General features: G+C 71.1%; 24 protein-coding genes. 7 read left to right on the forward strand and 17 right to left on the reverse strand.

Annotated elements, in window-relative coordinates; translation table 11 throughout:
- Nucleotides 1–11 precede the first annotated feature (11 nt).
- The 9 genes from ACSMXO_RS31440 to ACSMXO_RS31480 all read right to left on the reverse strand — a co-directional run bounded on the left by ACSMXO_RS31440 (nucleotide 12) and on the right by ACSMXO_RS31480 (nucleotide 7,743).
- A complete protein-coding gene (locus tag ACSMXO_RS31440) occupies nucleotides 12–965 on the reverse strand; it encodes a DUF559 domain-containing protein (protein ID WP_455419358.1) in 954 nt (317 codons plus the stop codon).
- Between the two features lie 88 nt (nucleotides 966–1,053).
- Nucleotides 1,054–1,431 (reverse strand): metal-sulfur cluster assembly factor, encoded by a 378-nt coding sequence (locus tag ACSMXO_RS31445; protein ID WP_318399293.1) that lies wholly within the window; start codon nucleotides 1,429–1,431, stop codon nucleotides 1,054–1,056.
- On the reverse strand, nucleotides 1,428–1,916 hold the full coding sequence (sufU, locus tag ACSMXO_RS31450) for a Fe-S cluster assembly sulfur transfer protein SufU (protein WP_455414929.1): 489 nt from the start codon (nucleotides 1,914–1,916) through the stop codon (nucleotides 1,428–1,430). The genes ACSMXO_RS31445 and sufU overlap by 4 nt, the downstream gene beginning before the upstream one ends.
- Nucleotides 1,916–3,220 (reverse strand): cysteine desulfurase, encoded by a 1,305-nt coding sequence (locus tag ACSMXO_RS31455; RefSeq protein WP_455414930.1) that lies wholly within the window; start codon nucleotides 3,218–3,220, stop codon nucleotides 1,916–1,918. Before ACSMXO_RS31455 ends, sufU begins: the two co-directional genes overlap by 1 nt.
- Before the next feature lie 22 nt (nucleotides 3,221–3,242).
- Nucleotides 3,243–4,016: a Fe-S cluster assembly ATPase SufC gene (gene sufC / locus ACSMXO_RS31460; RefSeq protein WP_346258985.1), complete on the reverse strand. Its 774-nt coding sequence runs from the start codon at nucleotides 4,014–4,016 to the stop codon at nucleotides 3,243–3,245.
- Complete coding sequence (locus ACSMXO_RS31465; RefSeq protein WP_318399289.1) at nucleotides 4,013–4,342, reverse strand: non-heme iron oxygenase ferredoxin subunit; 330 nt, start codon at nucleotides 4,340–4,342, stop codon at nucleotides 4,013–4,015. Before ACSMXO_RS31465 ends, sufC begins: the two co-directional genes overlap by 4 nt.
- Nucleotides 4,342–5,499, reverse strand: a complete 1,158-nt coding sequence (gene sufD, locus ACSMXO_RS31470; RefSeq protein WP_455414931.1) for a Fe-S cluster assembly protein SufD — start codon at nucleotides 5,497–5,499, stop codon at nucleotides 4,342–4,344. The genes ACSMXO_RS31465 and sufD overlap by 1 nt, the downstream gene beginning before the upstream one ends.
- A gap of 52 nt (nucleotides 5,500–5,551) precedes the next feature.
- Nucleotides 5,552–6,982, reverse strand: a complete 1,431-nt coding sequence (sufB, locus tag ACSMXO_RS31475) for a Fe-S cluster assembly protein SufB (protein ID WP_346258987.1) — start codon at nucleotides 6,980–6,982, stop codon at nucleotides 5,552–5,554.
- Nucleotides 6,979–7,743: a helix-turn-helix transcriptional regulator gene (locus ACSMXO_RS31480; RefSeq protein WP_455414932.1), complete on the reverse strand. Its 765-nt coding sequence runs from the start codon at nucleotides 7,741–7,743 to the stop codon at nucleotides 6,979–6,981. The genes sufB and ACSMXO_RS31480 overlap by 4 nt, the downstream gene beginning before the upstream one ends.
- Before the next feature lie 107 nt (nucleotides 7,744–7,850).
- Between ACSMXO_RS31480 and ACSMXO_RS31485 the strand changes: the two genes are divergently transcribed.
- Nucleotides 7,851–8,801, forward strand: coding sequence for a COX15/CtaA family protein (locus ACSMXO_RS31485; protein ID WP_455414933.1), 951 nt, complete (start codon nucleotides 7,851–7,853; stop codon nucleotides 8,799–8,801).
- Between the two features lie 117 nt (nucleotides 8,802–8,918).
- Here ACSMXO_RS31485 and ACSMXO_RS31490 read toward each other — a convergent pair whose 3' ends face one another.
- The 3 genes from ACSMXO_RS31490 to ACSMXO_RS31500 form a co-directional block, all read right to left on the reverse strand.
- Entirely contained in the window at nucleotides 8,919–9,830 is a 912-nt protein-coding gene (locus ACSMXO_RS31490; protein WP_455419359.1) for an ATP-grasp domain-containing protein, read from the reverse strand.
- Nucleotides 9,831–9,835: 5 nt separating this feature from the next.
- A complete protein-coding gene (locus ACSMXO_RS31495; RefSeq protein WP_346258989.1) occupies nucleotides 9,836–10,171 on the reverse strand; it encodes a hypothetical protein in 336 nt (111 codons plus the stop codon).
- Between the two features lie 195 nt (nucleotides 10,172–10,366).
- Complete coding sequence (locus ACSMXO_RS31500) at nucleotides 10,367–11,314, reverse strand: heme o synthase (RefSeq protein WP_346258990.1); 948 nt, start codon at nucleotides 11,312–11,314, stop codon at nucleotides 10,367–10,369.
- A 263-nt stretch (nucleotides 11,315–11,577) separates the two neighbouring features.
- Here ACSMXO_RS31500 and tkt point away from each other — a divergent pair, with 263 nt between their 5' ends.
- From tkt to pgl, 6 genes are all read left to right on the forward strand, one after another.
- Nucleotides 11,578–13,716, forward strand: coding sequence for a transketolase (gene tkt / locus ACSMXO_RS31505; RefSeq protein WP_346258992.1), 2,139 nt, complete (start codon nucleotides 11,578–11,580; stop codon nucleotides 13,714–13,716).
- Between the two features lie 15 nt (nucleotides 13,717–13,731).
- A complete protein-coding gene (tal, locus tag ACSMXO_RS31510; protein ID WP_455414934.1) occupies nucleotides 13,732–14,922 on the forward strand; it encodes a transaldolase in 1,191 nt (396 codons plus the stop codon).
- A 76-nt stretch (nucleotides 14,923–14,998) separates the two neighbouring features.
- The gene (locus ACSMXO_RS31515) at nucleotides 14,999–16,684 is read left to right on the forward strand and encodes a glucose-6-phosphate isomerase (RefSeq protein ID WP_455414935.1); all 1,686 of its coding nucleotides are present in this window, start codon (nucleotides 14,999–15,001) and stop codon (nucleotides 16,682–16,684) included.
- Nucleotides 16,685–16,733: 49 nt separating this feature from the next.
- The gene (zwf, locus tag ACSMXO_RS31520) at nucleotides 16,734–18,248 is read left to right on the forward strand and encodes a glucose-6-phosphate dehydrogenase (RefSeq protein ID WP_455414936.1); all 1,515 of its coding nucleotides are present in this window, start codon (nucleotides 16,734–16,736) and stop codon (nucleotides 18,246–18,248) included.
- Between the two features lie 36 nt (nucleotides 18,249–18,284).
- A complete protein-coding gene (locus tag ACSMXO_RS31525; protein WP_346258996.1) occupies nucleotides 18,285–19,268 on the forward strand; it encodes a glucose-6-phosphate dehydrogenase assembly protein OpcA in 984 nt (327 codons plus the stop codon).
- Nucleotides 19,265–20,029, forward strand: a complete 765-nt coding sequence (gene pgl / locus ACSMXO_RS31530; RefSeq protein ID WP_346258997.1) for a 6-phosphogluconolactonase — start codon at nucleotides 19,265–19,267, stop codon at nucleotides 20,027–20,029. Before ACSMXO_RS31525 ends, pgl begins: the two co-directional genes overlap by 4 nt.
- 55 nt (nucleotides 20,030–20,084) lie before the next feature.
- Here the strand turns inward: pgl and ACSMXO_RS31535 are convergent, their stop codons facing one another.
- The 5 genes from ACSMXO_RS31535 to gap all read right to left on the reverse strand — a co-directional run bounded on the left by ACSMXO_RS31535 (nucleotide 20,085) and on the right by gap (nucleotide 23,831).
- Nucleotides 20,085–20,429, reverse strand: coding sequence for an RNA polymerase-binding protein RbpA (locus ACSMXO_RS31535; RefSeq protein ID WP_346258998.1), 345 nt, complete (start codon nucleotides 20,427–20,429; stop codon nucleotides 20,085–20,087).
- A gap of 98 nt (nucleotides 20,430–20,527) precedes the next feature.
- Nucleotides 20,528–20,782 carry a preprotein translocase subunit SecG gene (secG, locus tag ACSMXO_RS31540; RefSeq protein WP_101367013.1) on the reverse strand — a complete coding sequence of 85 codons (255 nt, stop codon included), beginning with the start codon at nucleotides 20,780–20,782 and terminating at the stop codon, nucleotides 20,528–20,530.
- 51 nt (nucleotides 20,783–20,833) lie between these two features.
- Nucleotides 20,834–21,598 (reverse strand): triose-phosphate isomerase, encoded by a 765-nt coding sequence (gene tpiA / locus ACSMXO_RS31545; RefSeq protein WP_346259021.1) that lies wholly within the window; start codon nucleotides 21,596–21,598, stop codon nucleotides 20,834–20,836.
- 32 nt (nucleotides 21,599–21,630) lie between these two features.
- A complete protein-coding gene (locus ACSMXO_RS31550; protein WP_455414937.1) occupies nucleotides 21,631–22,830 on the reverse strand; it encodes a phosphoglycerate kinase in 1,200 nt (399 codons plus the stop codon).
- Nucleotides 22,827–23,831 carry a type I glyceraldehyde-3-phosphate dehydrogenase gene (gap, locus tag ACSMXO_RS31555; protein ID WP_346259000.1) on the reverse strand — a complete coding sequence of 335 codons (1,005 nt, stop codon included), beginning with the start codon at nucleotides 23,829–23,831 and terminating at the stop codon, nucleotides 22,827–22,829. The genes ACSMXO_RS31550 and gap overlap by 4 nt, the downstream gene beginning before the upstream one ends.
- Between the last annotated feature and the right edge of the window lie 122 nt (nucleotides 23,832–23,953).

Consider the following 23,953-nt stretch of genomic DNA (forward strand, 5'->3'; position numbering starts at 1 on the left):
GCAACAAGTCGTCAAGATCTATGGGTTGTCGGGCGCCAGCCGGCGGTGGTGAGGGCGCGGTGGAGTTGGGTGGCGACTTCGGCGGGGTGGTGGCGGATTTGGTGGGCGGAGAAGCGGAGTAGGCGGTCGCCGTCGAGCCACACGTCGTTCTGCCGGCGCATGTCCGCCTCCCAGTGGCGTACCTGCATGTGGTGCGCACCGTCGACCTCGACGTGCAGCCGCCAACGCCGCCAGTACGCGTCCAGATAGCGCACCCGACCGCTGGCATCCCGCCGCCGTTCCTGGAGGTCGGGCCGGGGTAGCTGGTAGCGCCGGCAGAGCCGGACGAAATCGATCTCGGACAGCGCTTCCGCGCCGCCTTCGGCATCCCGGGCGGTCTCCAGCACCAGCGCCCGGCGACGGGCTCGGGGTAGTTCCTCGACCACCTTGATGATCTCCCCTGGCAGCACCAGGCGCTGCTGGCACCCGGCCGCGATCACCGACCGTGCCTCGTCGTCGGTACGCGCCCAGCCGGCCGCGTCCACCAGCGAGCGAGCGGTACTGGTCCGTCTCGGACGCGCCGCCTGCACCTGATCCGGCGGCAGTGACCCGGTCCGGTGCACCCGCACCCCGGGCATCCCGGGCGCGAGCCGGCGACGTGCGGTCGAGCTGCTGTGCCCCGCCGGCACCAGTACGTCGATCGGCTCCGGCCGGAACCCCCGCAGTCCCGCCTCGGCGGCGGCGCTCAGGCCGGCGAGCACGGCGTCGGATCCGACCGACAACACCGCCACCCAGAGTTGCTGGGCGCGGGTCAGCTCACCCGGATGCGCCACCAGTACGCCACGGCACCATCGCCGCCACCGCCCCGCCGCCAGCAGATGCCGCACCTTCGCGGGCGACAGCGCCCGACTGGCCTGCCCCCACGTCACCACCTGCGACTGCTCGAACAGCAGCAACTCCCACTCGCTGCCCTCGTCCCCCGGCATCCGCACCGGGGAAGTCCACCGGAGATGTTGACGAGTTGTTGTCGCGGGAACGACAACAACTCGTCAAGATCTGCGACAGGCGGGCCGCTCAGACGTTGAAGCCGAGGGCGCGGAGCTGGTCGCGGCCCTCATCGGTGATCTTGTCGGGGCCCCACGGCGGGAGCCAGACCCAGTTGATCCGGATGTCGTTGACGAGGCCGCCGCCGGGGCCGGTGGTCAGCGCCTGCCGGGCCTGGTCCTCGATCACGTCGGTCAGCGGGCAGGCCGCCGAGGTGAGCGTCATGTCCAGGGTCGCGACGTTCTCGTCGTCCACGTGCACCCCGTAGACCAGACCGAGGTCGACCACGTTGATGCCCAGCTCGGGGTCGACGACGTCCTTCATCGCCTCTTCGATGTCGGCGACCGCGGCCCTGCCGGTCGACCCCGTCGACTCGGCCGACGCGGTCGTCGTGTCCTGATCAGTCATACCGTCTTCACCTCGCTCCGCTCGTTACTGTCCTCGTTGCCGGCCTCGACGTCCACTCCGGCCCGGGCCGCGGCATCCTTGAACGCCATCCAGGGCAGCAGCGCGCACTTCACCCGCGCCGGATAGCGGGCCACCCCGGCGAACGCCACCGCGTCGCCGAGGAGTTCCTCGTCCGGGGTCACCTGCCCGCGCCCGGACATCAGCTCGACGAACGCGGCGTGCACCGCGAACGCGTCCCCGGTCTGTCTGCCGGTGAGCAGCTCGTGCAGCACGCTCGCCGACGCCTGGCTGATCGAGCAGCCGAGGCCGTCGTACGAGACGTCACTGAGCGTGCCGTCGTCCAGGGTGACCCGGACGGTCACCTCGTCGCCGCAGGTGGGGTTGACGTGGTGCGCCTCGGCGGCGTACGGCTCGCGCAGCCCGCGCCCGTGCGGATGCTTGTAGTGATCCAGGATGATCTCCTGGTAGAGCTGGTCGACCTGCATTACCCGAACACCTTCCGTACCTGTTCCAGCCCGCGCACCAGGGCGTCGACCTCGCTGGTCGTGGTGTACAGGTAGAACGAGGCGCGGGTCGTCGCCGGTACGCCGAACCGGACGCAGACCGGTCGCGCACAGTGATGGCCGACCCGCACCTCGATGCCCTCGGCGTCCAGCACCTGACCCACGTCGTGCGGGTGGATGCCGTCCAGCGCGAACGAGATCGTCCCGCCCCGGCCGACCGGCACCGACGGACCGAAGATCCGCAACCCGGGCACGGTCTCCAGGGCGTCCAGCGCGTACGCGGTCAGCTCCTTCTCGTGCCACTGGATCGCCTTCATGCCGATCCCGGAGAGGTAGTCCACCGCCGCGCCCAGCGCCACCGCCTCGGCGATCGGCGGGGTCCCCGCCTCGAACCGGGCCGGCGGCGGCGCGTACGTCGAGCCGGTCATCGCGACCGTCTCGATCATCGATCCGCCGCCGAAGACCGGCGGCATCGCGGCCAGCAGCTCGCCCCGGCCCCAGAGCACCCCGATCCCGCTCGGCCCGCACATCTTGTGCCCGGTGAACGCGATGAAGTCGGCGTCCAGGTCGACCACGTCGACCGGCAGGTGCGGCACCGACTGCGAGCAGTCGAGCAGCAGCAGCGCGCCGACCTGTCGGATCCGCTCGGTGATCCGGGCGGTGGCGTTGATCGTGCCGAGGATGTTGGACATGTGCACGATCGAGACCAGTTTGGTCCGCTCGTTGACCAGCTCCTCCAGCCCGGACTCGTCGAGCCGGCCGCCGTCGGTGACCGGGAACCAGCGCAGCGTGGCGCCGGTCCGCTCGCAGAGGAGCTGCCACGGCACGATGTTGGAATGGTGCTCCATCTCCGAGATCACGATCTCGTCGCCGGGGCCGAGCCGGAACCTCGGGTCACCGCCCGCGCCGAGCGAGGCGTTGGAGAAGGCGTACGCGACCAGGTTGATCGCCTCGGTGGAGTTCTTGGTGAACACCACCTCGTCCGGGCTCGGCGCGTTGACGAAGGTCGCCACCTTCGCCCGGGCCCCCTCGTACGCCTCGGTCGCCTCCGTCCCGACGGTGTGCACCGAGCGGGAGACGTTGCCGTTGTGCCGCTCGTAGTGCTCGCGCAGCGCGTCCAGCACCTGCCGGGGCTTCTGCGAGGTGTTCGCGCTGTCGAGGTAGACCATCGGGTGGCCGTTGACCTCGCGCCCCAGGATCGGGAAGTCGGCGCGTACCGCCTCGACGTCGTAGCGCGGCACGTCGTCGTACTGTGGCATCCCCGGCGGGATCGCGATGCTGGTCATCTCGACGGTGCCCTTCCGGTTCTCAGGCCCGGGCCGTGCCGGCGCCGGCGACGTACCGCTCGTAGCCCTCGGCCTCGAGCTTCTCGGCCAGCTCCGGACCGCCCTGCTCGACGATCCGCCCCGCCACGAAGACGTGCACGAAGTCCGGCGTGATGTAGCGGAGGATCCGGGTGTAGTGGGTGATCAGCAGCAGCCCGGTCTCGCCGGTCTCGCGGACCCGGTTGACGCCCTCGCTGACCACCCGCAGGGCGTCGATGTCCAGCCCGGAGTCGGTCTCGTCGAGGATCGCCACCTTCGGCTTGAGCAGCTCGAGCTGCACGATCTCGTGCCGCTTCTTCTCACCGCCGGAGAAGCCCTCGTTGACGTTGCGCTGGGCCATCGCCGGATCCATCTGGAGCCGCTCCATCGCGCCGCGCAGCTCGCCGGCCCAGGTGCGGAGTTTCGGCGCCTCGCCGTCGATCGCGGTCTTCGCGGTGCGCAGGAAGTTCGCCACCGACACCCCGGGCACCTCGACCGGGTACTGCATGGCGAGGAAGAGGCCGGCCCGGGCCCGCTCGTCCACGGCCATCGAGAGCACGTCCTGACCGTCCAGCAGCACCTCGCCGCCGGTGATCTCGTACTTCGGGTGCCCGGCGATCGAGTACGCCAGGGTCGACTTGCCGGACCCGTTCGGGCCCATGATCGCGTGGGTCTCCCCCGCCCGCACGGTGAGGTCGACCCCGGCCAGGATCGGCTTCAGCTCGCCCTCGGGCAGCCGGACCGACACCTGCAGGTCACGGATCTCCAGAACGCTCATGGTGCGGTAACTCCATTGCTCGGTGTGAGACTCAGGTAGATGTCGCCGTCGCGGATCTCGACGGGGTAGACGGGTACGGGTTCGGTCGCGGGCAGCCCGGTCGGCTCGCCGGTACGCAGGTCGAAGCGGGATCCGTGCAGCCAGCACTCCAGGGTGCAGCCGTCGACCTCGCCCTCGGAGAGCGCCACGGCGGCGTGCGAGCACTCGTCGCGTACGGCGTAGAAGTTGCCGTCCTCGGCGTGCACGACGGCGATCTCGGTGCCGTCCACGTCGGCGGAGATGACGCTGCCCTTCGGCACGTCCTCGGTCGAACAGATCCGGATCATCAGGAGCCAGCCTTCATCAGCCGGGTCTCGATCTGCTCGCCGAGCCGGTTCCGCAGCTCCTCGGCCGGGATCTTGTTGAGCAGTTCGGCGAAGAAGCCCCGGACCACCAGCTTGCGCGCCTCGTCCTCGGGAATGCCCCGGGCCATCAGGTAGAAGAGCTGCTCGTCGTCGAAGCGCCCGGTCGCGCTGGCGTGCCCGGCGCCGGCCACCTCACCGGTCTCGATCTCCAGGTTGGGTACCGAGTCGGCGCGGGCGCCGTCGGTCAGCACCAGGTTCCGGTTGATCTCGTACGTGTCGGTGCCGGTCGCGGCGGCCCGGATCAGCACGTCGCCGACCCAGACGGTGTGCGCGCTGACGCCCTGCAACGCGCCCCGGTAGCCGACGTAGCTGCGGCAGTCCGGCACGCTGTGGTCGACCATCTGCCGGTGCTCCAGGTGCTGCCCGGCGTCGGCGAAGTAGAGGCCGTACAGCTCGGCCTCGCCGCCCCGGCCGGTGTATTCCACGCTGGTGTACTGCCGGACCAGCTCGCCGCCGAGGCTCACCTGGATGTGCGTCACCTTGGCGTCCCGGCCGAGCCGGACCTTGAGGTGCTGGGCCTGCACCGCGTCCGGCGCCCAGTCGGCGACGGTGACCAGGGTCAGCTTCGCGCCCTCGTCGACCGCGACCTCGACGTTGTCGGCCAGGGTCACCGAACCGGTCTGCTCCAGCACCAGCGTCACCTCGGCGAACCGGCCGACGTCGACGAAGGTGTGCCCGAAGGAGGCGCCGTCGGCGCCCTGCCCGACCAGCCGGACGGTGACGGGCTGGGCCGGCCGGGTCTCCGGGGCCACCGCCACGACCACCGCCTCGCCGGCCCGGCCGTGCGCCAGCGCGCTGATCCGGTCGAACGGGGTCAGCACGCTGCCGATCCGGGTGTCACCCTCGTGCACGCCGCCGAAGGTCACCCCGTCCGGCAGCGCGGCGACCTCGTAGCGCAGCCGGCCGTCGACCGGGCTGAACGTCTCGTCGGCCAGGCCGCGCAGCCGCTTCAGCGGGGTGAACCGCCACTCCTCCTCCATGCCGGTCAGGGCCGGGAAGTCGCGGACGTCGTAGGAGCGGAGCGTCTGCGCCTTTGTCTGCGCGACCGGCGCGGCGGGCGCGAATGCTTCGGTAGTCATCTCTTCCTTGGTCTTGTCTGGCGAGGTCCGAGGCGGGGTGCGGCGGCCGGCGTCAGCCGACCGCGCCCTCCATCTGCAGCTCGATCAGCCGGTTGAGCTCCAGCGCGTACTCCATCGGGAGTTCCTTGGCGATCGGCTCGATGAAGCCGCGCACGATCATCGCCATCGCCTCGTCCTCGGTCATGCCCCGGCTCATCAGGTAGAAGAGCTGGTCCTCGCTGACCTTGGAGACGGTCGCCTCGTGCCCCATCGCCACGTCGTCCTCGCGGATGTCGACGTACGGGTAGGTGTCCGACCGGGAGATGGTGTCGACCAGCAGCGCGTCGCACTTGACGGTGCTCTTGCTGTGGTGCGATCCCTCCAGCACCTGGACCAGGCCACGGTAGGACGTCCGCCCACCGGCCCGGGCGATCGACTTGGAGACGATCGTGCTGGAGGTGTGCGGCGCGGCGTGCACCATCTTGGCGCCGGCGTCCTGGTGCTGGCCCTCGCCGGCCATCGCCACCGAGAGCACCTCGCCCTTGGCGTGCTCGCCGGTCATCCAGACCGCCGGGTATTTCATCGTCACCTTGGAGCCGATGTTGCCGTCGATCCACTCCATGGTCGCACCCTCGTGGCAGACCGCCCGCTTGGTGACCAGGTTGTAGACGTTGTTCGACCAGTTCTGGATGGTCGTGTAGCGGCAGCGGGCGTTCTTCTTGACGACGATCTCCACGACCGCGCTGTGCAGCGAGTCGGAGGAGTAGATCGGCGCGGTGCAGCCCTCGACGTAGTGCACGTACGCGCCCTCGTCGACGATGATCAGGGTCCGCTCGAACTGGCCCATGTTCTCGGTGTTGATCCGGAAGTACGCCTGGAGCGGGATCTCCACCTGCACGCCCTTCGGCACGTAGATGAAGGAGCCGCCGGACCAGACCGAGGTGTTCAGCGCGGCGAACTTGTTGTCGCCGACCGGGATCACCGTGCCGAAGTACTCCTTGAAGAGGTCCTCGTGCTCCTTGAGCGCGGTGTCGGTGTCCAGGAAGACGACGCCCTGCTCCTCCAGGTCCTCACGGATCTTGTGGTAGACCACCTCGGACTCGTACTGGGCGGCGACACCGGCGACCAGCCGCTGCTTCTCGGCCTCCGGGATGCCCAGCTTGTCGTAGGTGTTCTTGATGTCCTCGGGCAGGTCCTCCCAGCTCGCGGCCTGCTTCTCGGTGGACCGTACGAAGTACTTGATGTTGTCGAAGTCGATCCCGCCGAGGTCGGCACCCCAGTTCGGCATCGGCTTGCGGCCGAACAGCCGCAGCCCCTTCAGCCGGAGGTCGAGCATCCAGGCGGGCTCGTTCTTCTTGGCGGAGATGTCCCGGACCACCGCCTCGTTGAGGCCACGCTGGGCGGCGGCACCGGCAACGTCGGAGTCGGCCCAGCCGTACTCGTAGCGACCCAGGGCGGCGAGCTGCTCCTCCTGCGTCATGGGCTGGACGATCTGCTCGGTCATCTATCTGTCCTCACACTGCTGGCGGAAGGTTTGGGCTGGGTCGGGATGTGCGTGGTGCACACCCCGTCGCCGTGGGCGATGGTGGCGAGCCGCTGCACGTGGGTGCCGACCAGGCGGGAGATGACCGCCGTCTCGGCCTCGCACAGCTGGGGAAACTCCGCGGCCACGTGGGCCACCGGGCAGTGGTGCTGGCACAACTGCCCGCCGGAGGCGATCGTGGACGCGTTGGCAGCGTATCCCTCGGCGGTCAGCGCCCCGGCGAGTGCCTCGGCCCTGGCCAGCGGGTCGTCTCCGGCGCCCTCCATGGCGGCCCGGCAGCGGGCCTCCAGCGCCGCGACCTGCTCGGCGGCGAAGGCGTCGACCGCGTCCGGCCCGCCGTACCGGGAGATCCAGCGCAGCGCGGCGGTGGCCATCCCGTCGTAGGTGTGGGTGCCGCAGCGGCGCCGGCCGGAGTCGGTGAGCCGGAAGATCCTGGCCGGCCGGCCGCGACCGCGCTGACCCCGGACGACCTGGTCACGGGCGATCACGTCGCCGTCGGCGAGCATCGCGTCCAGGTGGCGGCGGATCGCCGCCGGGCTGAGCCCCAGCTCCGCGCCGAGCTGCGCGGCGGTGGCCGCACCGTGCTCCAGCAGCAACTGGGTCACCCGGTCCCGGGTCGGGCGGCCCTCCGGACCGGCGACCCCAGCGGCAGCGGCCACGGCGGAACCGGCGACCGGATCGGTCACCCGCTCCTGCTCCGAGCACGCCGCCAGGTTTTTCACTACGCCAACGTTACGTATTTCGTCCGTGGTCCGCAAACCCGGGGTCCGGTGATCCAGACCACCGGACGGCGGACGCGCCGTCCAGCATGATCACATTTGCACGTACCATGGCCGACGTGAGCCGATTCGGCGAATTTTCTGGCAAACCCACCCTATCGCGACTGGCCCTCGCCTCCGTGGTGGGCAACGTGCTGATCGTCGGTACCGGTGGCGCGGTCCGGCTGACCAAGTCCGGGCTCGGCTGCCCCACCTGGCCCCGCTGCACCGACTCCTCGTACGTGGCGACCGCCGAGATGGGCGTGCACGGGGCGATCGAGTTCGGCAACCGGCTGCTCACCTTCGCGCTCGCCGCCGTGGTCATCGCCGCGATGGTCGCCGCCTGGCGGCAGCGCCCGGCCCGCCGAGGGCTCCGGCTGCTCAGCGTCGGTGCCGCGTTCGGCATCCCGGCACAGGCGGTGATCGGCGGGATCACCGTGCTCACCGACCTGAACCCGTGGGTGGTCGGGCTGCACTTCCTCGCCTCGATGGCGGTGATCGCGGCCGCGTACGCGTTCTGGCGCCGGACCCTCGAACCGGACGGACCGGCCCGGCCGACCGTACCGGCACCGCTGCGTACGCTCGCCTGGCTCACCGCCGGGGTGGCCGCCGCCGTACTGGTGATCGGCACCTGGGTGACCGGCAGCGGCCCGCACTCCGGCGACTCCGGGGCAGCCCGCAACGGCCTGGACCCGGAGACCATCTCCCAGGTGCACGCCGACACCGTCTTCCTGCTCGTGGGCCTCTCCGTCGCGATCTGGTTCGCGTTCCGCGCGGTCGGCGCGCCGGCCGGCGCGGTCCGGGCGGCCGGACTGCTCGTGCTCGCCGAACTCGGCCAGGGCCTGATCGGCTTCGTGCAGTACGTCACCGGCCTGCCGGTGGCGCTGGTCGGCGCGCACATGCTCGGCTCCTGCCTGGTCTGGCTCGCCGCCCTCGCGGTGCTCTGGTCGACCCGGGAACGCACCGCCCCCACCGCCCCGCTGAGCCAGGCCCGGCCCGATCTCGTCGGCACGGCGCACTGAACGACGGCCGGCGCGGCACCTGAACGACGGCCGGCCCGGCGCCGCACCCGACGGCCGGCCCGGACCCGGACCCGACGGCGGCGAGACGGTCTGGAGCCGAACCCGACGGCGGGACGCTCAGCCCAGCCGGGCGGCGATGGCGTCAGCCAGCCGGCCGGCCGCGCCCGGGTCGTGGGCCAGGAAGAGCGACGGTTCGGTGAGTTCCACCTCGACCAGCACCGGCGCGCCGGCCGGACCCGGAATCAGGTCCACCCGGGCGTAGAGCGGCCGGCCCGGCCCGCCGGGCAGCGCCGCCAGTACCCGCTCGGCAACCGCGATTTCCGGCTCCGCCGGGGTACGCGGGGTGATCTGCTCCGGCCGGAACAGCCCCTCGACGCCGTAGTCCGGGCCGACCAGCATCGGCCCCTTGCGGATCGCGTGGCTGAACCGGAGCCCGTCCGGGCCGGCGACGAAGAGCAGCGAGGTCTCCCCGGCGGTGTCCACGGCGGTCAGGTACGGCTGCACCATCACCCACCGGCCCGCCGCCTGGAGCCGCTTGACGTGTGTGGCGGCGAGCTGCCGGTGCTCCGCGTCGGCCAGGTCGTACCGGCCGGTGTCCAGGCTTCCGGCGCCGACGACGGGCTTGACGACGTACTCGCCGGGCTCCGGCGGGAGCGCCCAGTCGTCGGCGGGGTCGAGCCAGGTCGTCGGCACGGTCGGCAGCCCGGCCTCGGCGAGTTCCCGCAGGTAGCGCTTGTCGGTGTTCCAGCGCACCAGGTCGGCCGGGTTGGCCAGCCGGGGCACGGTCTCGGTCCAGGCGACGAACTCGGCGTGCCGGGTCGGGTAGTCCCAGGGCGAGCGGAGCACCGCCAGCGCGTAGCCGGCCCAGTCCACGTCCGGGTCGTCCCAGACTGCCGCCTCGACCCGGATGCCGCGTTCGGCGAGCGGATCCAGCAACAGCCGGTCGTCGGGGTCGAGTCCGGGAAGTTCGCTACAGGTAATGAGTGCGACCCGGGGCTCGCCCCGGGTCGCACGGCTGTTATCGGACAAAACTATCAACGAGCGAAGGTACGCCGAGCCATCGACCGCCAAAGATCGTTACTCGGACGCATCTGGTCCATCAGTTCCCGCTCCCATTCGTTCTCCACGGCTACCCCCGCCTTGGCGCAGGCCAGTCGCGCGACGTCGGTGCTCTCCGCGAACTGGTCAGCCCACACGCCGTCCTCCCCCACCAGGACAATGCGTGCGCCCCGCTTGCCGACGTACTCGATGACCGCCTTCGCGCCGCCGTGGCCGGCGGCAAACGACTGGATGCCAGCGACCAGACCGTTGGGGGTCTGACCCGCGACGGTCTGCTCGGCCGTCGGCGTCGTATCGGAACCATCTGCCATAACGCGAAGCCTAAGCAGACTTCGACCGGCACGAGGGGCAGCTACCGATAATTTGTGATGCCGATTACGGTGACCTTTACCGGAACTACTCACCAGCTTTGGGCGATTTTTCGGTGTATACGCGATTAATTCAAAGCCATCATTCACGTTCAGGTCTGGCAAACAGGACGAACGGGGACGGAGGCCCCGAAACCGTCAGAGCAGCGCGTCGACCGCGACCGCGGCGAAGACGATCGTCAGGTACGTGATCGACCAGTGGAACAGCCGCATCGGCTTGACCGGTCCGCCCCGGGCGGCCCGCTGGCTCAACCGGTGCGCCTCGACGACGAACATCCCGCCCGCCGCCAGCACGGTGAGCCCGTAGACCGGGCCCATGCCGAGCGGCCAGACCAGCACCGACGCCGCCACGGTCAACCAGGTGTAGACGACGATCTCGGTCGTGACCCGGCGGATCGAGGCCACCACCGGCAGCATCGGGATGCCGGCCCGGGCGTAGTCGTCCTTGAACTTGATGGCCAGGGCGTAGAAGTGCGGTAGCTGCCAGAAGAACACCACCGCGAACAGCCCCCAGGCCCGCGGCGCCAGCGAGCCGGTCACCGCCGCCCAGCCGATCAGCACCGGAGCCGAGCCGCAGATCCCGCCCCAGAAGGTGTTCTGCCAGGTCGTCCGCTTCAACCACATCGTGTAGACGAGGTCGTAGTAGACGATGGCGCCCAGGGTCAGCGCGGTGGCCAGCCAGTTGGTGAAGACCGCCATCAGGGTCACCGAGACCACCGCCAGCACCAGCCCGAAGACCAGCGCGCTGCGCGGCGCCACGGTGTGCGTCGGCAGCGGCCGGCGCTTGGTCCGCTTCATCACCTGATCGATGTCGCGGTCGATGTAGCAGTTCAGCGCGTTGGCCGCGCCCGCCGCCAGCGATCCGCCGACCAGCACGACGCCGACCAGCCAGAGCGACGGGATCCCGTCGGCGGCCAGCATCATCGTCGGCACCGTGGAGATCAGCAGCAGCTCGACGATCCGTGGCTTGGTCAGCGCGACGTACGCCCGGATCAGAGCGGCGACGTCCCGGCGCCGGGTCACCTCGCCCGGGGTCCCCGCAGCCGGGGCACCGCCGGTCACGGGGCGCTCGGTGATCATGCTCACGGATTGCCACCTTCCGGCGTCGGGCACACGGGTGATTCGGCTGCGGAGGCAGCGCGGGTGGCGGGCGGCCGAGGGCCAGCACGCCGACCGACAGCCTACGCGTCGTCGTTTTCGCTGCCCGGGCGACCCTTCTTCGGTGCGAACGATCACACTTCCGGCGAACCGTATCGCCGGTGGACGAGATCCGGGGGTTGGCGCGCGGAAGCGGTCGCTAGGGTCATGAGGGAGGGTTCCGCCCATCACGCCGAGGAGCACACACGATCGTGGCTGACAATCGACCCGAGCAAACCTCGCTGAGCTGGTCCGATCTCGACCAGCGTGCCGTCGACACCGTCCGCGTGCTGGCCATGGACGCCGTGGAGAAGTCCGGCAACGGCCATCCGGGTACGGCGATGAGCCTGGCGCCGGCCGCATACCTGCTGTTCAACCGGGTCATGCGGCACGACCCGACGCACCCCGACTGGACCGGGCGGGACCGGTTCGTGCTGTCGGCGGGCCACAGCAGTCTCACCCTCTACATCCAGCTCTACCTCAGCGGGTACGGCCTCGGCCTGACCGACCTCAAGGCGCTGCGGCAGTGGGGCTCGCTCACCCCCGGCCACCCCGAGCACGGGCACACCCGGGGCGTCGAGACCACCACCGGCCCGCTCGGCCAGGGGCTCGGCAACGCGGTCGGGATGGCGATGGCCGCCCGCCGCGAGCGCGGCCTGCTGGACCCGGACGCCTCGCCCGGCACCTCCCCGTTCGACCACCACATCTGGTGCATCGCCTCCGACGGCGACATCGAGGAGGGGATCAGCCACGAGGCGAGCGCGCTCGCCGGGCACCAGCGGCTCGGCAACCTGATCCTGATCTACGACGACAACGAGATCTCGATCGAGGACGACACCAGGATCGCCAAGAGCGAGGACGTGGCCGCCCGCTACGAGGCGTACGGCTGGCACGTGCAGACGGTGGACTGGCGCAGCGGTGACGCGGACCAGGGCCACTACCACGAGGACGTCCAGGCGCTGCACGCCGCGCTGCTCGCCGCCAAGGCGGAGACCGGCCGGCCGTCGTTCATCGCGCTGCGCACCATCATCGGCTGGCCGGCGCCGACCAAGCAGAACACCGGCAAGATCCATGGCTCCGCGCTCGGCGCCGACGAGGTTGCCGAGACCAAGAAGCTGCTCGGCTTCGACCCGGCCCAACACTTCGAGGTCGACGACGAGGTGCTGGCGCACGCCCGCCAGGTGCTGGAGCGGGGCCGGGCGGCGCACGCCGAGTGGGACACCGCGTACCAGGCGTGGGCCGACGCCAACCCGGAGGGCAAGGCGCTGCACGACCGGCTGGCCACCCGTACGCTGCCGGCCGGCTGGACCGACGCGCTGCCGGAGTTTCCGGCCGACGCCAAGGGGATCGCCACCCGGGCCGCCTCCGGCAAGGTCCTCCAGGCCCTGGCCCCGGTGCTGCCGGAACTCTGGGGCGGCTCGGCCGACCTGGCCGAGAGCAACAACACCACCATGGAGGGCGAGCCGTCCTTCATCCCCAGCGAGTACGCCACCAAGGCGTTCCCGGGCAACGAGTACGGTCGCACCCTGCACTTCGGCATCCGCGAGCACGCGATGGGTGCGATCCTGAACGGCATCGCGCTGCACGGCGGCACCCGCCCGTACGGCGGCACCTTCCTGGTGTTCAGCGACTACATGCGCCCGGCGGTCCGGCTCGCCGCGCTGATGAAGCTGCCGGTGGTCTACGTCTGGACGCACGACTCGATCGGTCTCGGCGAGGACGGCCCCACCCACCAGCCGGTCGAGCACCTGACCGCGCTGCGCGCCATCCCCGGCCTGGACGTGATCCGGCCGGCCGACGCCAACGAGACCGCCTGGGCCTGGCGGCGGGCGCTGGAGCACACCGACCGGCCGTCGGCGCTGGCGCTGAGCCGGCAGCCGCTGCCGACGCTGGACCGCACCGAGCTGGCCGGCGCCGACCAGACCGTCAAGGGTGGCTACGTGCTGGCCGAGGCGTCGAACGCGCAGCCGCAGGTGATCCTGATCGGCACCGGCTCCGAGGTGCAGCTCTGCCTGGCCGCCCGGGAGCGGCTGGAGGCCGAGGGCACCCCGACCCGGGTGGTCTCGATGCCGTGCCAGGAGTGGTTCCGGGAGCAGGACTCGGCCTACCAGGACGCGGTGCTGCCCCGCGACGTGCGGGCCCGGGTCAGCGTCGAGGCCGGCATCGCGATGTCCTGGCGGGACCTGATCGGCGACAGCGGCGAGGCGGTCAGCCTGGAGCACTACGGCGCGAGCGCACCGCACAGCGTGCTCTTCGAACAGTTCGGATTCACCCCTGACCGGATCGTCGCGGCCGCACACGCGTCGCTGACCCGGGTGGGCCAGATCACCGGTGAGACCACCGGCAACTGAGGGAGCGTTGCAGACATGACTGACCGGTTGGGTGAGCTCACCGCCGCGGGAGTGGCGGTCTGGCTCGACGATCTTTCAAGGGTACGGCTGAGTTCCGGCAACCTGGACCAGCTGCGCCGGGAGAAGCACCTGGTCGGGGTGACCACCAACCCGACCATCTTCGCCAAGGCACTCAGCGACGCGGACGAGTACAACTGGCAACTGCGGGACCTGGCGGTGCGCGGGGTCAGCGTCGAGGAGGCGGTCCGCGCGCTGACCACCTACGACGTGCGGTGGGCCTGCGACGTGATGCGCCCGGCGTACGACAGCAGTGCCGGGGTGGACGGTCGGGTCTCGATCGAGGTGGACCCGCGGCTGGCGTACCAGACCGAGCCGACGGTCGCCGAGGCGAAGGCCCTGTGGTGGCTGATCGACCGGCCGAACCTGTTCATCAAGATCCCGGCGACCGAGGCCGGGCTGCCGGCCATCACCGCGACCCTGGCCGCCGGGATCAGCGTGAACGTCACGCTGATCTTCGGGTTGGAGCGCTACTCGCAGGTGATGGAGGCGTTCCTGGCCGGCCTGGAGCAGGCGTTGGCGAACGGGCACGACCTGTCCAAGATCGCCTCGGTGGCCTCGTTCTTCGTCTCCCGGGTCGACACCGAGGTGGACAAGCGGCTGGACAAGCTCGGCGGCGGTGCCGGCCGGCCGGATCTGGCCGCGCTGAAGGGCAAGGCGGCGGTCGCCAACGCGCAGCTCGCGTACGAGCGGTACTCCGAGGTCTTCTCCTCGGACCGCTGGCAGGCGCTGGCCGACGCCGGCGCCCACCCGCAGCGCCCGCTCTGGGCCTCCACCTCCACCAAGAACCCGGAGTACCGCGACGTGATCTACGTCGAGGAGCTGATCGCCCCCGGCACCGTCAACACCATGCCCGAGCCGGTGATCGACGCCTTCGCCGAGCACGGCGAGATCCGCCCGGACACCGTCACCGGCGCCTACTCGGAGGCCCGGGAGGTCTTCACCGGGCTGGCCGCGGCCGGCGTCGACTTCGACGACGTGATCGCCACCCTGGAGCGGGAGGGCGTGGAGAAGTTCGAGGCGAGCTGGTTGGAGCTGCTGGACGGGGTCCGCAAGTCGCTGGAGGCCGCCGCGCAGGGCGCCGGGGAGCCGAACCAGGCCGCCGGGGAGAACGCCGATGCGGCCCTCCGGGCAGGAGGCAACGCGTGAGCGAACGTAGTGAGCGAACCAGCCAGCTCAGTGCCAAGGTGCCTCATGACGGCACGAAGCAAAGCGGAGTGGCGGCATGAGCGAGGGAACAGGCCAGGACCTGCTGGACGGGGGCTGCGAGGGGGCGGCCGGACTCGCCGTCTACGGGGCGGAGGCGGTCGACTCCGCCGCCCCGGCCTCGGCCCGGGCCGCACTGCTCGCCGAGGACGTACCGGCGCGGCTGGTCGCCAAGGACCCGACGCTGTGGGGGCCGGACGCCCAGGCCGAGGCGGCGATCCGGCTCGGCTGGGTGGACACCTTCCGGCGCAGCCGGGAACTGCTCCCCCAACTCGCCGAGCTGAAGGCCGAACTGGCCGACCTCGACCACGTGGTACTCGCCGGGATGGGCGGCTCGTCGCTGGCCCCCGAGGTGATCACCCGTACCCTCGGCAGGTCGCTGACCGTGCTGGACACCACCGACCCCGGTCAGGTGCGGGCGGCGATCGCCGACCGGCTGGACCGGACCGTCGTGGTGGTGGCCAGCAAGTCCGGCTCGACCGTGGAGACCGACAGCCACCGCCGGGCGTACTGGCAGGCGTTCCTGGACGCCGGCCTGACCGAGGCGGAGGCCGGCCGGCGCTTCGTGGTGGTCACCGACCCCGGCTCGCCGCTGGCCAAGACCGCTGAGCAGATGGGCGCCTTCGTGGTGCTCGCCGACCCGGACGTCGGGGGGCGCTACTCGGCGCTGACCGCGTTCGGGCTGGTCCCGTCGGCACTGGCCGGGGTCGAGGTGGCGGAACTGCTGGACCAGGCCGAGGAGTTGGCCGGAGCGCTCGGCGGGGCGCAGGACAACCCCGGGCTGGCGCTCGGCGCCGCGCTCGGTGCCGCCGCCACCACCGGCCGGGACAAGGTCGCACTGGTCTCGGACGGCACCGGCATCGACGGCCTCGGCGACTGGGCCGAGCAGTTGATCGCCGAGTCGACCGGCAAGAACGGCGTCGGCATCCTGCCGGTGGTGGTCGAGGACCCGGGCAGCCCGGGTGCGACCGGACCGGACGTGCTGACCGTCACCTACGGCGGCGGGCTCGCCGCCGGTGCGGTGCCGGGCGGCGGCATCCGGCCCGACCTGGCGGTCAACGGCCCGCTGGGCGCGCAGTTCCTGGCCTGGGAGTACGCCACCGCGGTCGCCGGGGTCGTGCTCGGGATCGACCCGTTCAACCAGCCGAACGTGACCGAGTCCAAGGAGAACACCAACCGGCTGCTCGGCACCGGGCTGCCGATCGAGACACCGACCTTCGTCGACGGCGGGATCGAGGGGTACTGGTTCCCGGGCGAGCCGCAGCGGACCGACCCGCTCCCCGGTGACCTGGCCGGGGCGCTGCGGCTGCTGCTGGACGGGCTCGGCGACGGCGGCTACCTGGCCGTGATGGCGTACCTCGACCGGTTCGCCGATGCCTTGACCGCGCAGGTGCGCCCCGGGCTCGCCGCCGCCTCCGGCCGCCCGGTCACCTTCGGCTGGGGGCCCCGGTTCCTGCACTCCACCGGGCAATACCACAAAGGCGGCCCGCAGCTCGGGTCGTACCTGCAGATCACCGGGGACGTGGCCGACGACCTGCCGGTGCCCGGCAAGCCGTACTCGTTCGGGCAGTTGCAGGCCGCGCAGGCCGCGGGCGACCGCGAAGCCCTCGCCCAGCGGGGCCGGCCGGTGCTCCGGCTGCACCTGACCGACCGGGGCGCCGGACTTCCCCACCTGCTCGATGCGGTACGGGGTCTGCGGAGTTGACGACAACCCGGCATGCTGACACTGACGGACTGAGCGAGGAGGGGGAACCGTGAATCCGCTGCGCGACCCGCAGGACCGGCGGTTGCCGCGGATCCCGGAGCCGTGCGCACTGGTGATCTTCGGCGTCACCGGGGACCTGGCCCGCAAGAAACTGCTTCCGGCGGTCTACGACCTGGCCAACCGGGGGCTGCTGCCACCGGGCTTCGTGGTCCTCGGGTTCGCCCGGCGCGACTGGGGCGACGGCGACTTCGAGTCGATGGCTCGGGACGCCGCCCAGGCGCACGCCCGGACACCGTGGCGGGACGAGGTCTGGGGCCGGCTGGCCGGCAACATCAAGTTCGTCGGCGGCGCGTTCGACGACGACGCCGCGTTCGACCAGCTCGAAGCCACTCTGGACGAGCTGCGGGACAGCCACGGGATCGGCGGCAACGCCGCCTTCTACTTCTCCATCCCGCCGGCGGCGTTCCCGACCGTGCTCAAGCAGCTCGCCCGAACCGGCATGGCCGACAACGACAAGTGCGGCGGTTGGCGGCGGGTGGTGGTGGAGAAGCCGTTCGGGCACGACCTGCCCTCGGCAAAGGCGCTCAACGACCTGGTCGACGACGTCTTCACCCGGGACGACGTGTTCCGGATCGACCACTACCTGGGCAAGGAAACCGTCCAGAACATCCTCGCCCTGCGCTTCGCCAACAGTCTCTTCGAGCCGCTGTGGAACTCCAAGTACGTCGACTCGGTGCAGATCACCATGGCCGAGGACGTCGGGATCGGCACCCGGGCCGGCTTCTACGACGCGACCGGTACCGCCCGGGACGTGCTGCAGAACCACCTCCTGCAACTGCTCGCCCTGGTGGCGATGGAGGAGCCGACAAGCTTCGACGCCAGCGAGATCCGGGCCGAGAAGCTGAAGGTGCTGCGCGCGATCACCCTGCCGGTTGACGTGCACGCCGGCACCGTGCGTGGGCAATACCTGCCCGGCTGGGTGGCCGGTAAGCGGGCGGTCGGCTACCTCGACGAGGAGGGCGTGCCCCCCGACTCGACCACCGAGACGTACGTGGCGGTCCGGCTCGGCATCCAGAACCGGCGCTGGGCCGGGGTGCCGTTCTACATCCGGGCCGGCAAGCGGCTGCCGCGCCGGGTGACCGAGGTCGCCATCATGTTCAAGAAGGCGCCGCACCTGCCGTTCAACCCGGCCGACATGGAGATGCTCGGCAACAACCAGCTCGTGATCCGGGTCCAGCCGGACGAGGGCGTGGTGCTGAAGTTCGGCTCCAAGGTCCCCGGCACCACCATGGAGGTCCGGGACATCGCAATGGACTTCCAGTACGGCGAGGCGTTCACCGAGTCCAGCCCCGAGGCGTACGAGCGGCTGGTGCTGGACGTGCTGATCGGTGACCGGACCCTCTTCCCGGACGCCGCCGAGGTCGAGCAGAGCTGGCAGGTGATCGACCCGCTGGAGGAGGCCTGGGAGGGCGTCAAGCCGGAGCCGTACCGGGCCGGTGAGTGGGGTCCCCGGGCGGCGGACGAGCTGCTCGCCCGGGAGGACCGGGCGTGGCGGCGGGCGTGACCTGCCGAGGATCGCGACAACAACCAGGAGGCATCGTTGATCGGCTTGTGGGACACCACCGGTAACGAGGTGGTTAAGGCCCTGGCCGCCGAGCGGCGCAGCGCCGGCGGAGTTGCCAGCGGCATGGCGCTGACCCTGATCGTCGTCGTCGACGAGCCGCGGGTCCGGGAGGCCGAGGCGGCGGTCACCATCGCCTCGGCCGCCCACCCGTGCCGGATGGTGGTGGTGGTCCGCTCCGACATCGAACGCGACCGCAACCGGCTCGACGCCGAGATCGTGGTCGGCGGCCGGCTCGGTCCCGGCGAGGCGGTGGTGACCCGAATGTACGGCCGGCTCGCCCTGCACGCCGAGTCGGTGGTGATGCCGCTGCTGGTGCCGGACGTGCCGGTGGTGACCTGGTGGCACGGCGAACCGCCGGCCGAGATCGCCAACGACTTCCTCGGGGTGGTGGCGGACCGCCGGATCACCGACTGCGCGCAGACCACCGATCCGGTGGAGGCGCTGCGGCAGCGAGCCCGGGACTACGCGCCCGGCGACACCGACCTGGCGTGGACCCGGATCACCCCGTGGCGCACCCTGGTCGCCGGGGCGTTCGACGCCACCGAGGGCAACCCGGTCACCTCGGCCACCGTGGTCGCCCCGCACACCGACCCGACCGCGGCACTGATGATCGGCTGGTTGAAGTCCCGGCTAGGGCTGCACCCGCACTGGGAGCACACCAGCGAGTTCCCCCGGATGCGCTCGGTGGAGCTGCGCTGCGCCAACGGCGACGAGCTGGTGCTGACCCGGGACAACAACCAGGCGACGTTCCGGCGTACCGGGCAGGCCGACCGGCAACTGCCGCTGGTGCGCCGCCCGCTCGGCGACGAACTCGCCGAGGAGTTGCGTCGGCTCGACCCGGACCAGATCTACGCCGAGGCGCTGGGCGCCGCCGCCGGGGTGGCCGGGCTGGACCGCCGGCCGGCCCAGCGGGTGCACATCTGGAAGGACCCGTCGAAGCAGCCCCAGGGCGTGGCGTGACCGAAACCACGGTGGTGGTGCACGCCGACCCCGAGCTACTCGCGCAGGCGGTCGCGGCCCGGCTGCTGGTCAGGATCATCGACGCCCAGGCGGAACGGGGCGAGGCGAGCGTGGTGCTGACCGGCGGCCGGATCGCGGCAGCGGTCCACCGGGCGGTACGCGAGCTGCCGGCCCGGGACGCGGTCGACTGGTCCCGGGTCGACGTCTGGTGGGGTGACGAACGGTTCCTGCCGGCCGGGCACCCGGAGCGGAACGAGACCCAGGCCCGGGAGGCGCTGCTCGACGCGCTGCCGCAGCTCCGGGTGCACCCGATGCCCGCCTCGGACGGGCCGGACGGTGCCGACCCGGAGGCGGCGGCGGCCCGGTACGCGGCCGAACTCACCGCGGCCGCTGGCCCGGGTACGGCCACCCTGCCCTACTTCGACGTGCTGATGCTCGGGGTGGGCGAGGACGGCCACGTCGCCTCGCTCTTCCCCGAGCATCCGGTCGCCTACGAGAACCGGCCGGTGAGCGCGGTGCGGGGCAGCCCCAAGCCTCCCCCGGTGCGGATCACCCTGACCCGGGGTGCCATCAACACCGCCGAGGACGTCTGGCTGATCGCCAGCGGCAGCGGCAAGGCCCGGGCGGTCGGCATGGCGCTGAGCGGTGCCGGGCCGGTGCAGGTGCCGGCGGCCGGAGTCGCCGGGGTGCAGCGGACGCGGTGGCTGCTGGACCGGGCGGCCGCAGCCGAGGTGAAGCCCACGTTCCGCAGCCTCCGCTGAATCGACGGGGTTGCCGCCAGCCACGGTCGCCCGGTGTCACCGGCCCGGGGCTCGGTCAGGCTTCACCTCGCCGGGCCCGCAGTGCGGCCAGCGCCTCGGCGAGAATCGCCTCGGCGTCCGCCTCACTACGCCGCTCCTTCACGTACGCCAGATGCGACTTGTACGGCTCCGTCCGCGGCCGTCCGGGCGGATTGTGCACGTCCTGCCCGGCTGGCTGCCCGCAGTGCGGGCAGTCCCAGGTCTCCGGAATCTCGGCCTCGGCCGCCAGCAGGATCTCCTGCATGTGCCCGCTGCCGCACCAGTAGGTGACCGGACGGCGGGGGGCCGGTTCGCATCGCTCGGTCGGCCTGGCTGGGCCGGCACCGACTCGGCTGCCACGGATGGCACTGCCACTGGGCACGACTGCTCGCTCCGTTCGTCAGAGGGGGCCCCTGGGGGTATGACAAACTGCGCGCGGCCCACGTTAGCGGACCGCGCGCAGTTTGTACGCCCTGGTTGTCAGGTCGTCTCGGCGAGACGCAGCCAGAGACCCAGCCCGACGATGCAGGCGAACCAGACAAGACCCACCAGAACGGTGTATCGGTCGAGGTTCTTCTCGGCCACCGAGGAGCCGGCCAGGCTGGAGCTGACCCCTCCGCCGAACATGCTCGACATCCCGCCGCCCTTGCCCCGGTGCAGCAGGATCAGCAAGGTGAGCAGCACGCTCGTGATCACCAGCAACACGATCAACGTGTATGCGAACCAGATCGGCATGGTAGGGGTCAGTCCTCTCAGCTACGCGGGGCTCGTCAAGGATAGCGACCGTCAGCGGGCGATGTGCTCCGGGAACCGGCAGATCTGCACGAACTCCTCGGCGTCCAGGCTCGCCCCGCCGACCAGCGCGCCGTCTACGTCGGGCTGCGCCATGATCGCGGCGATGTTGGCCGCCTTCACCGACCCGCCGTAGAGCACCCGGACCTGGCTGGCGGTCTCCGGACCGTGCACCTCGGCGATCCGCTGCCGGATCGCGCCGCAGACCTCCTGGGCGTTCTCCGGAGTCGCGGTCTTGCCAGTACCGATCGCCCAGACCGGCTCGTACGCGACGACGAGCTTGGCCACCTGCTCGGCGGTCAGCCCGGCCAGCGACCCGTCGAGCTGGCCGCGCACGTACGCCACCTGCCCGTCCTGCTCGCGGATGTCCAGGCCCTCGCCGACGCAGACGATCGGGGTCAACTCGTTGGCCAGCGCCGCCTTCACCTTGGCGTTGACCAGAGCGTCGTCCTCGTGGTGGTACGTCCGCCGCTCGGAGTGCCCGACGACCACGTAGGTGCAGCCCAGCGCGGTCAGCAGCGCACCGGAGATCTCCCCGGTGTACGCCCCGCCCTTGTGCGGCGAGAGGTCCTGCGCGCCGTACCCGATCAGCAGCTTGTCGCCGTCGACCAGGGTCTGCACCGTCCGCAGGTCGGTGTACGGCGGCAGCACCACCGTCTCCACGTCGGTCAACTGCTTCTCGTTGAGGCTCGCGGCGAGCTTCTGGATCAGCAGGTTGGCTTCCCGGTGGTTGAGGTTCATCTTCCAGTTGCCGGCCATCAGGGGGCGGCGGGTGGGCGCAGGGGTGGCCACTAATGCTCCAGAGCGACGATGCCGGGGAGGGCCTTGCCCTCCAGGTATTCCAGCGAGGCTCCCCCGCCGGTCGAGATGTGCCCGAACGACGACTCGTCCAGGCCCAGCGCGCGGACGGCCGCGGCGGAGTCACCGCCACCGACCACGGTGAAGCCCTTCACGGAGGTGATCGCCTCGGCCACCCCCCGGGTACCGGCGGCGAACGGGGCCAGCTCGAAGACGCCCATCGGGCCGTTCCAGAACACCATCCGGGCCGTACCGGCCATGTCGGCGAACTCGGCGACCGTGCGGGGGCCGATGTCCAGGCCGAGCCGGTCGGCCGGGATCGCGTTCACCGGCACGGTGTCGTACGCGGCGTCGGCGCTGAACTCGGTCGCCGCCACCACGTCGACCGGGAGCACGATCCGGTCGGCGCCCCGCTCCAGCAGGTCCCGGCAGGTGTCGAGCATCTCCTCCTCGAGCAGCGACTTGCCCACCTCGTGCCCCTGGGCACGCAGAAAGGTGAAGCACATGCCGCCGCCGATCAGCAACCGGTCGACGGTCGGCAGCAGCGCCTCGATCACGGCGAGCTTGTCGGAGACCTTGGAGCCGCCGAGCACCACCACGTAGGGGCGGTCCGGCTCGTGCCGCAGCCGGGCCAGCACCTCGACCTCGCGGAGCACGAGCTGGCCGGCGAAGTGCGGCAGCCGGGCCGGTACGTCGTAGACGCTGGCGTGCTTGCGGTGCACGGCGCCGAACGCGTCGTCGACGTACGCCTCGGCGAACGCGGCGAGCTGGTCGGCGAAGGCGCCCCGCTCCGCCTCGTCCTTGCTGGTCTCACCCGGGTTGAACCGCAGGTTCTCCAGCAGCGCGACCTGGCCGGCACCGAGCTCCTCGACCGCCTTGCGGGCGGACTCGCCGACCGTGTCGGTGGCGAACGCGACCTCGGTGCCGAGCAGCTCACCGAGCCGGGCCGCGACCGGGGCGAGGCTGTATTTCGGGTCGGGCGCGCCCTTGGGACGGCCCAGGTGCGAGCAGACGACGAGGGCGGCCCCGGCGTCCCGCAGCGCGGTCAGCGTCGGCAGTACGGCCCGGATCCGGCCGTCGTCGGCGATGGCGCCGGTCTCCTTGTCGAGGGGCACGTTCAGGTCGGCGCGCACCAGTACTCGCCGGCCCGAGACCCCCTCGGCGAGCAGATCGTCGAGGTTGCGAATGGTCACAGCCCCGCACCGACCAGCTTCACGAGGTCGACCAGGCGGTTCGAGTAGCCCCACTCGTTGTCGTACCAGCCGACGACCTTGACCTGGTTGCCGATCACCTTGGTCAGGCCGGAGTCGAAGATGCACGAGGCCGGGTCGGTGACGATGTCGGCGGAGACGATCTCGTCCTCGGTGTAGGTGAGGAGGCCCTTCAGCGGCCCCTCGGCGGCGGCCTTCATCGCGGCGTTGATCTCCTCGACCGAGGTGTCCCGGCCGGCGTCGATGGTCAGGTCGGTGGCCGAGCCGGTCGGGATCGGCACCCGCAGCGCGAAGCCGTCCAGCTTGCCCTTGAGGTCGGGCAGCACCAGGCCGATCGCCTTGGCGGCACCGGTCGAGGTCGGCACGATGTTCAGCGCGGCGGCGCGGGCCCGGCGGAGGTCCTTGTGCGGGCCGTCCTGGAGGTTCTGGTCCTGGGTGTACGCGTGGATGGTGGTCATCAGCCCCTTCTCGATGCCCACCGTGTCCTGCAGCACCTTCGCCATCGGCGCCAGGCAGTTGGTGGTGCACGAGGCGTTGGAGATGATGTTGTGCTTCGCCGGGTCGTACATCTGGTGGTTGACCCCCATGACGACCGTGACGTCCTCGTTCTTGGCCGGCGCCGAGATGATGACCTTCTTGGCCCCACCGTCGATGTGCGCCTTCGCCTTGGTGGCGTCGGTGAAGAAGCCGGTCGACTCGATCACGACGTCGGCACCGAGGTCGCCCCAGGGCAGCTTGCTCGGGTCCTTCTCGGCGAAGACCTTCATGGTGTGCCCGCCGACGCTGATCTCGTCGGCGCTCGCCTTGACCTCCTGCGGCAGCCGGCCGAGGATGCTGTCGTACTTGACCAGGTGCGCCAGCGTGGCGTTGTCGGTCAGGTCGTTGGCGCCGACCACCTCGACGTCGGCGCCCGACGCGAGCACCGCGCGGAAGAAGTTGCGGCCGATCCGGCCGAATCCGTTGATGCCAACCCGGATGGTCACTGGGTCCATCTCCTTGTGTTTCGGTTCACCGCCGGTTGGAGCGCGCGGCGAAGGTGGGCGCGCCGACCGCTGGAGCCGGCCGCTGGATGTCACCCCGGCCGTCTCACCGCGACCTCTGGGCG

It is taken from the genome of Plantactinospora sp. DSM 117369 (assembly GCF_053764795.1).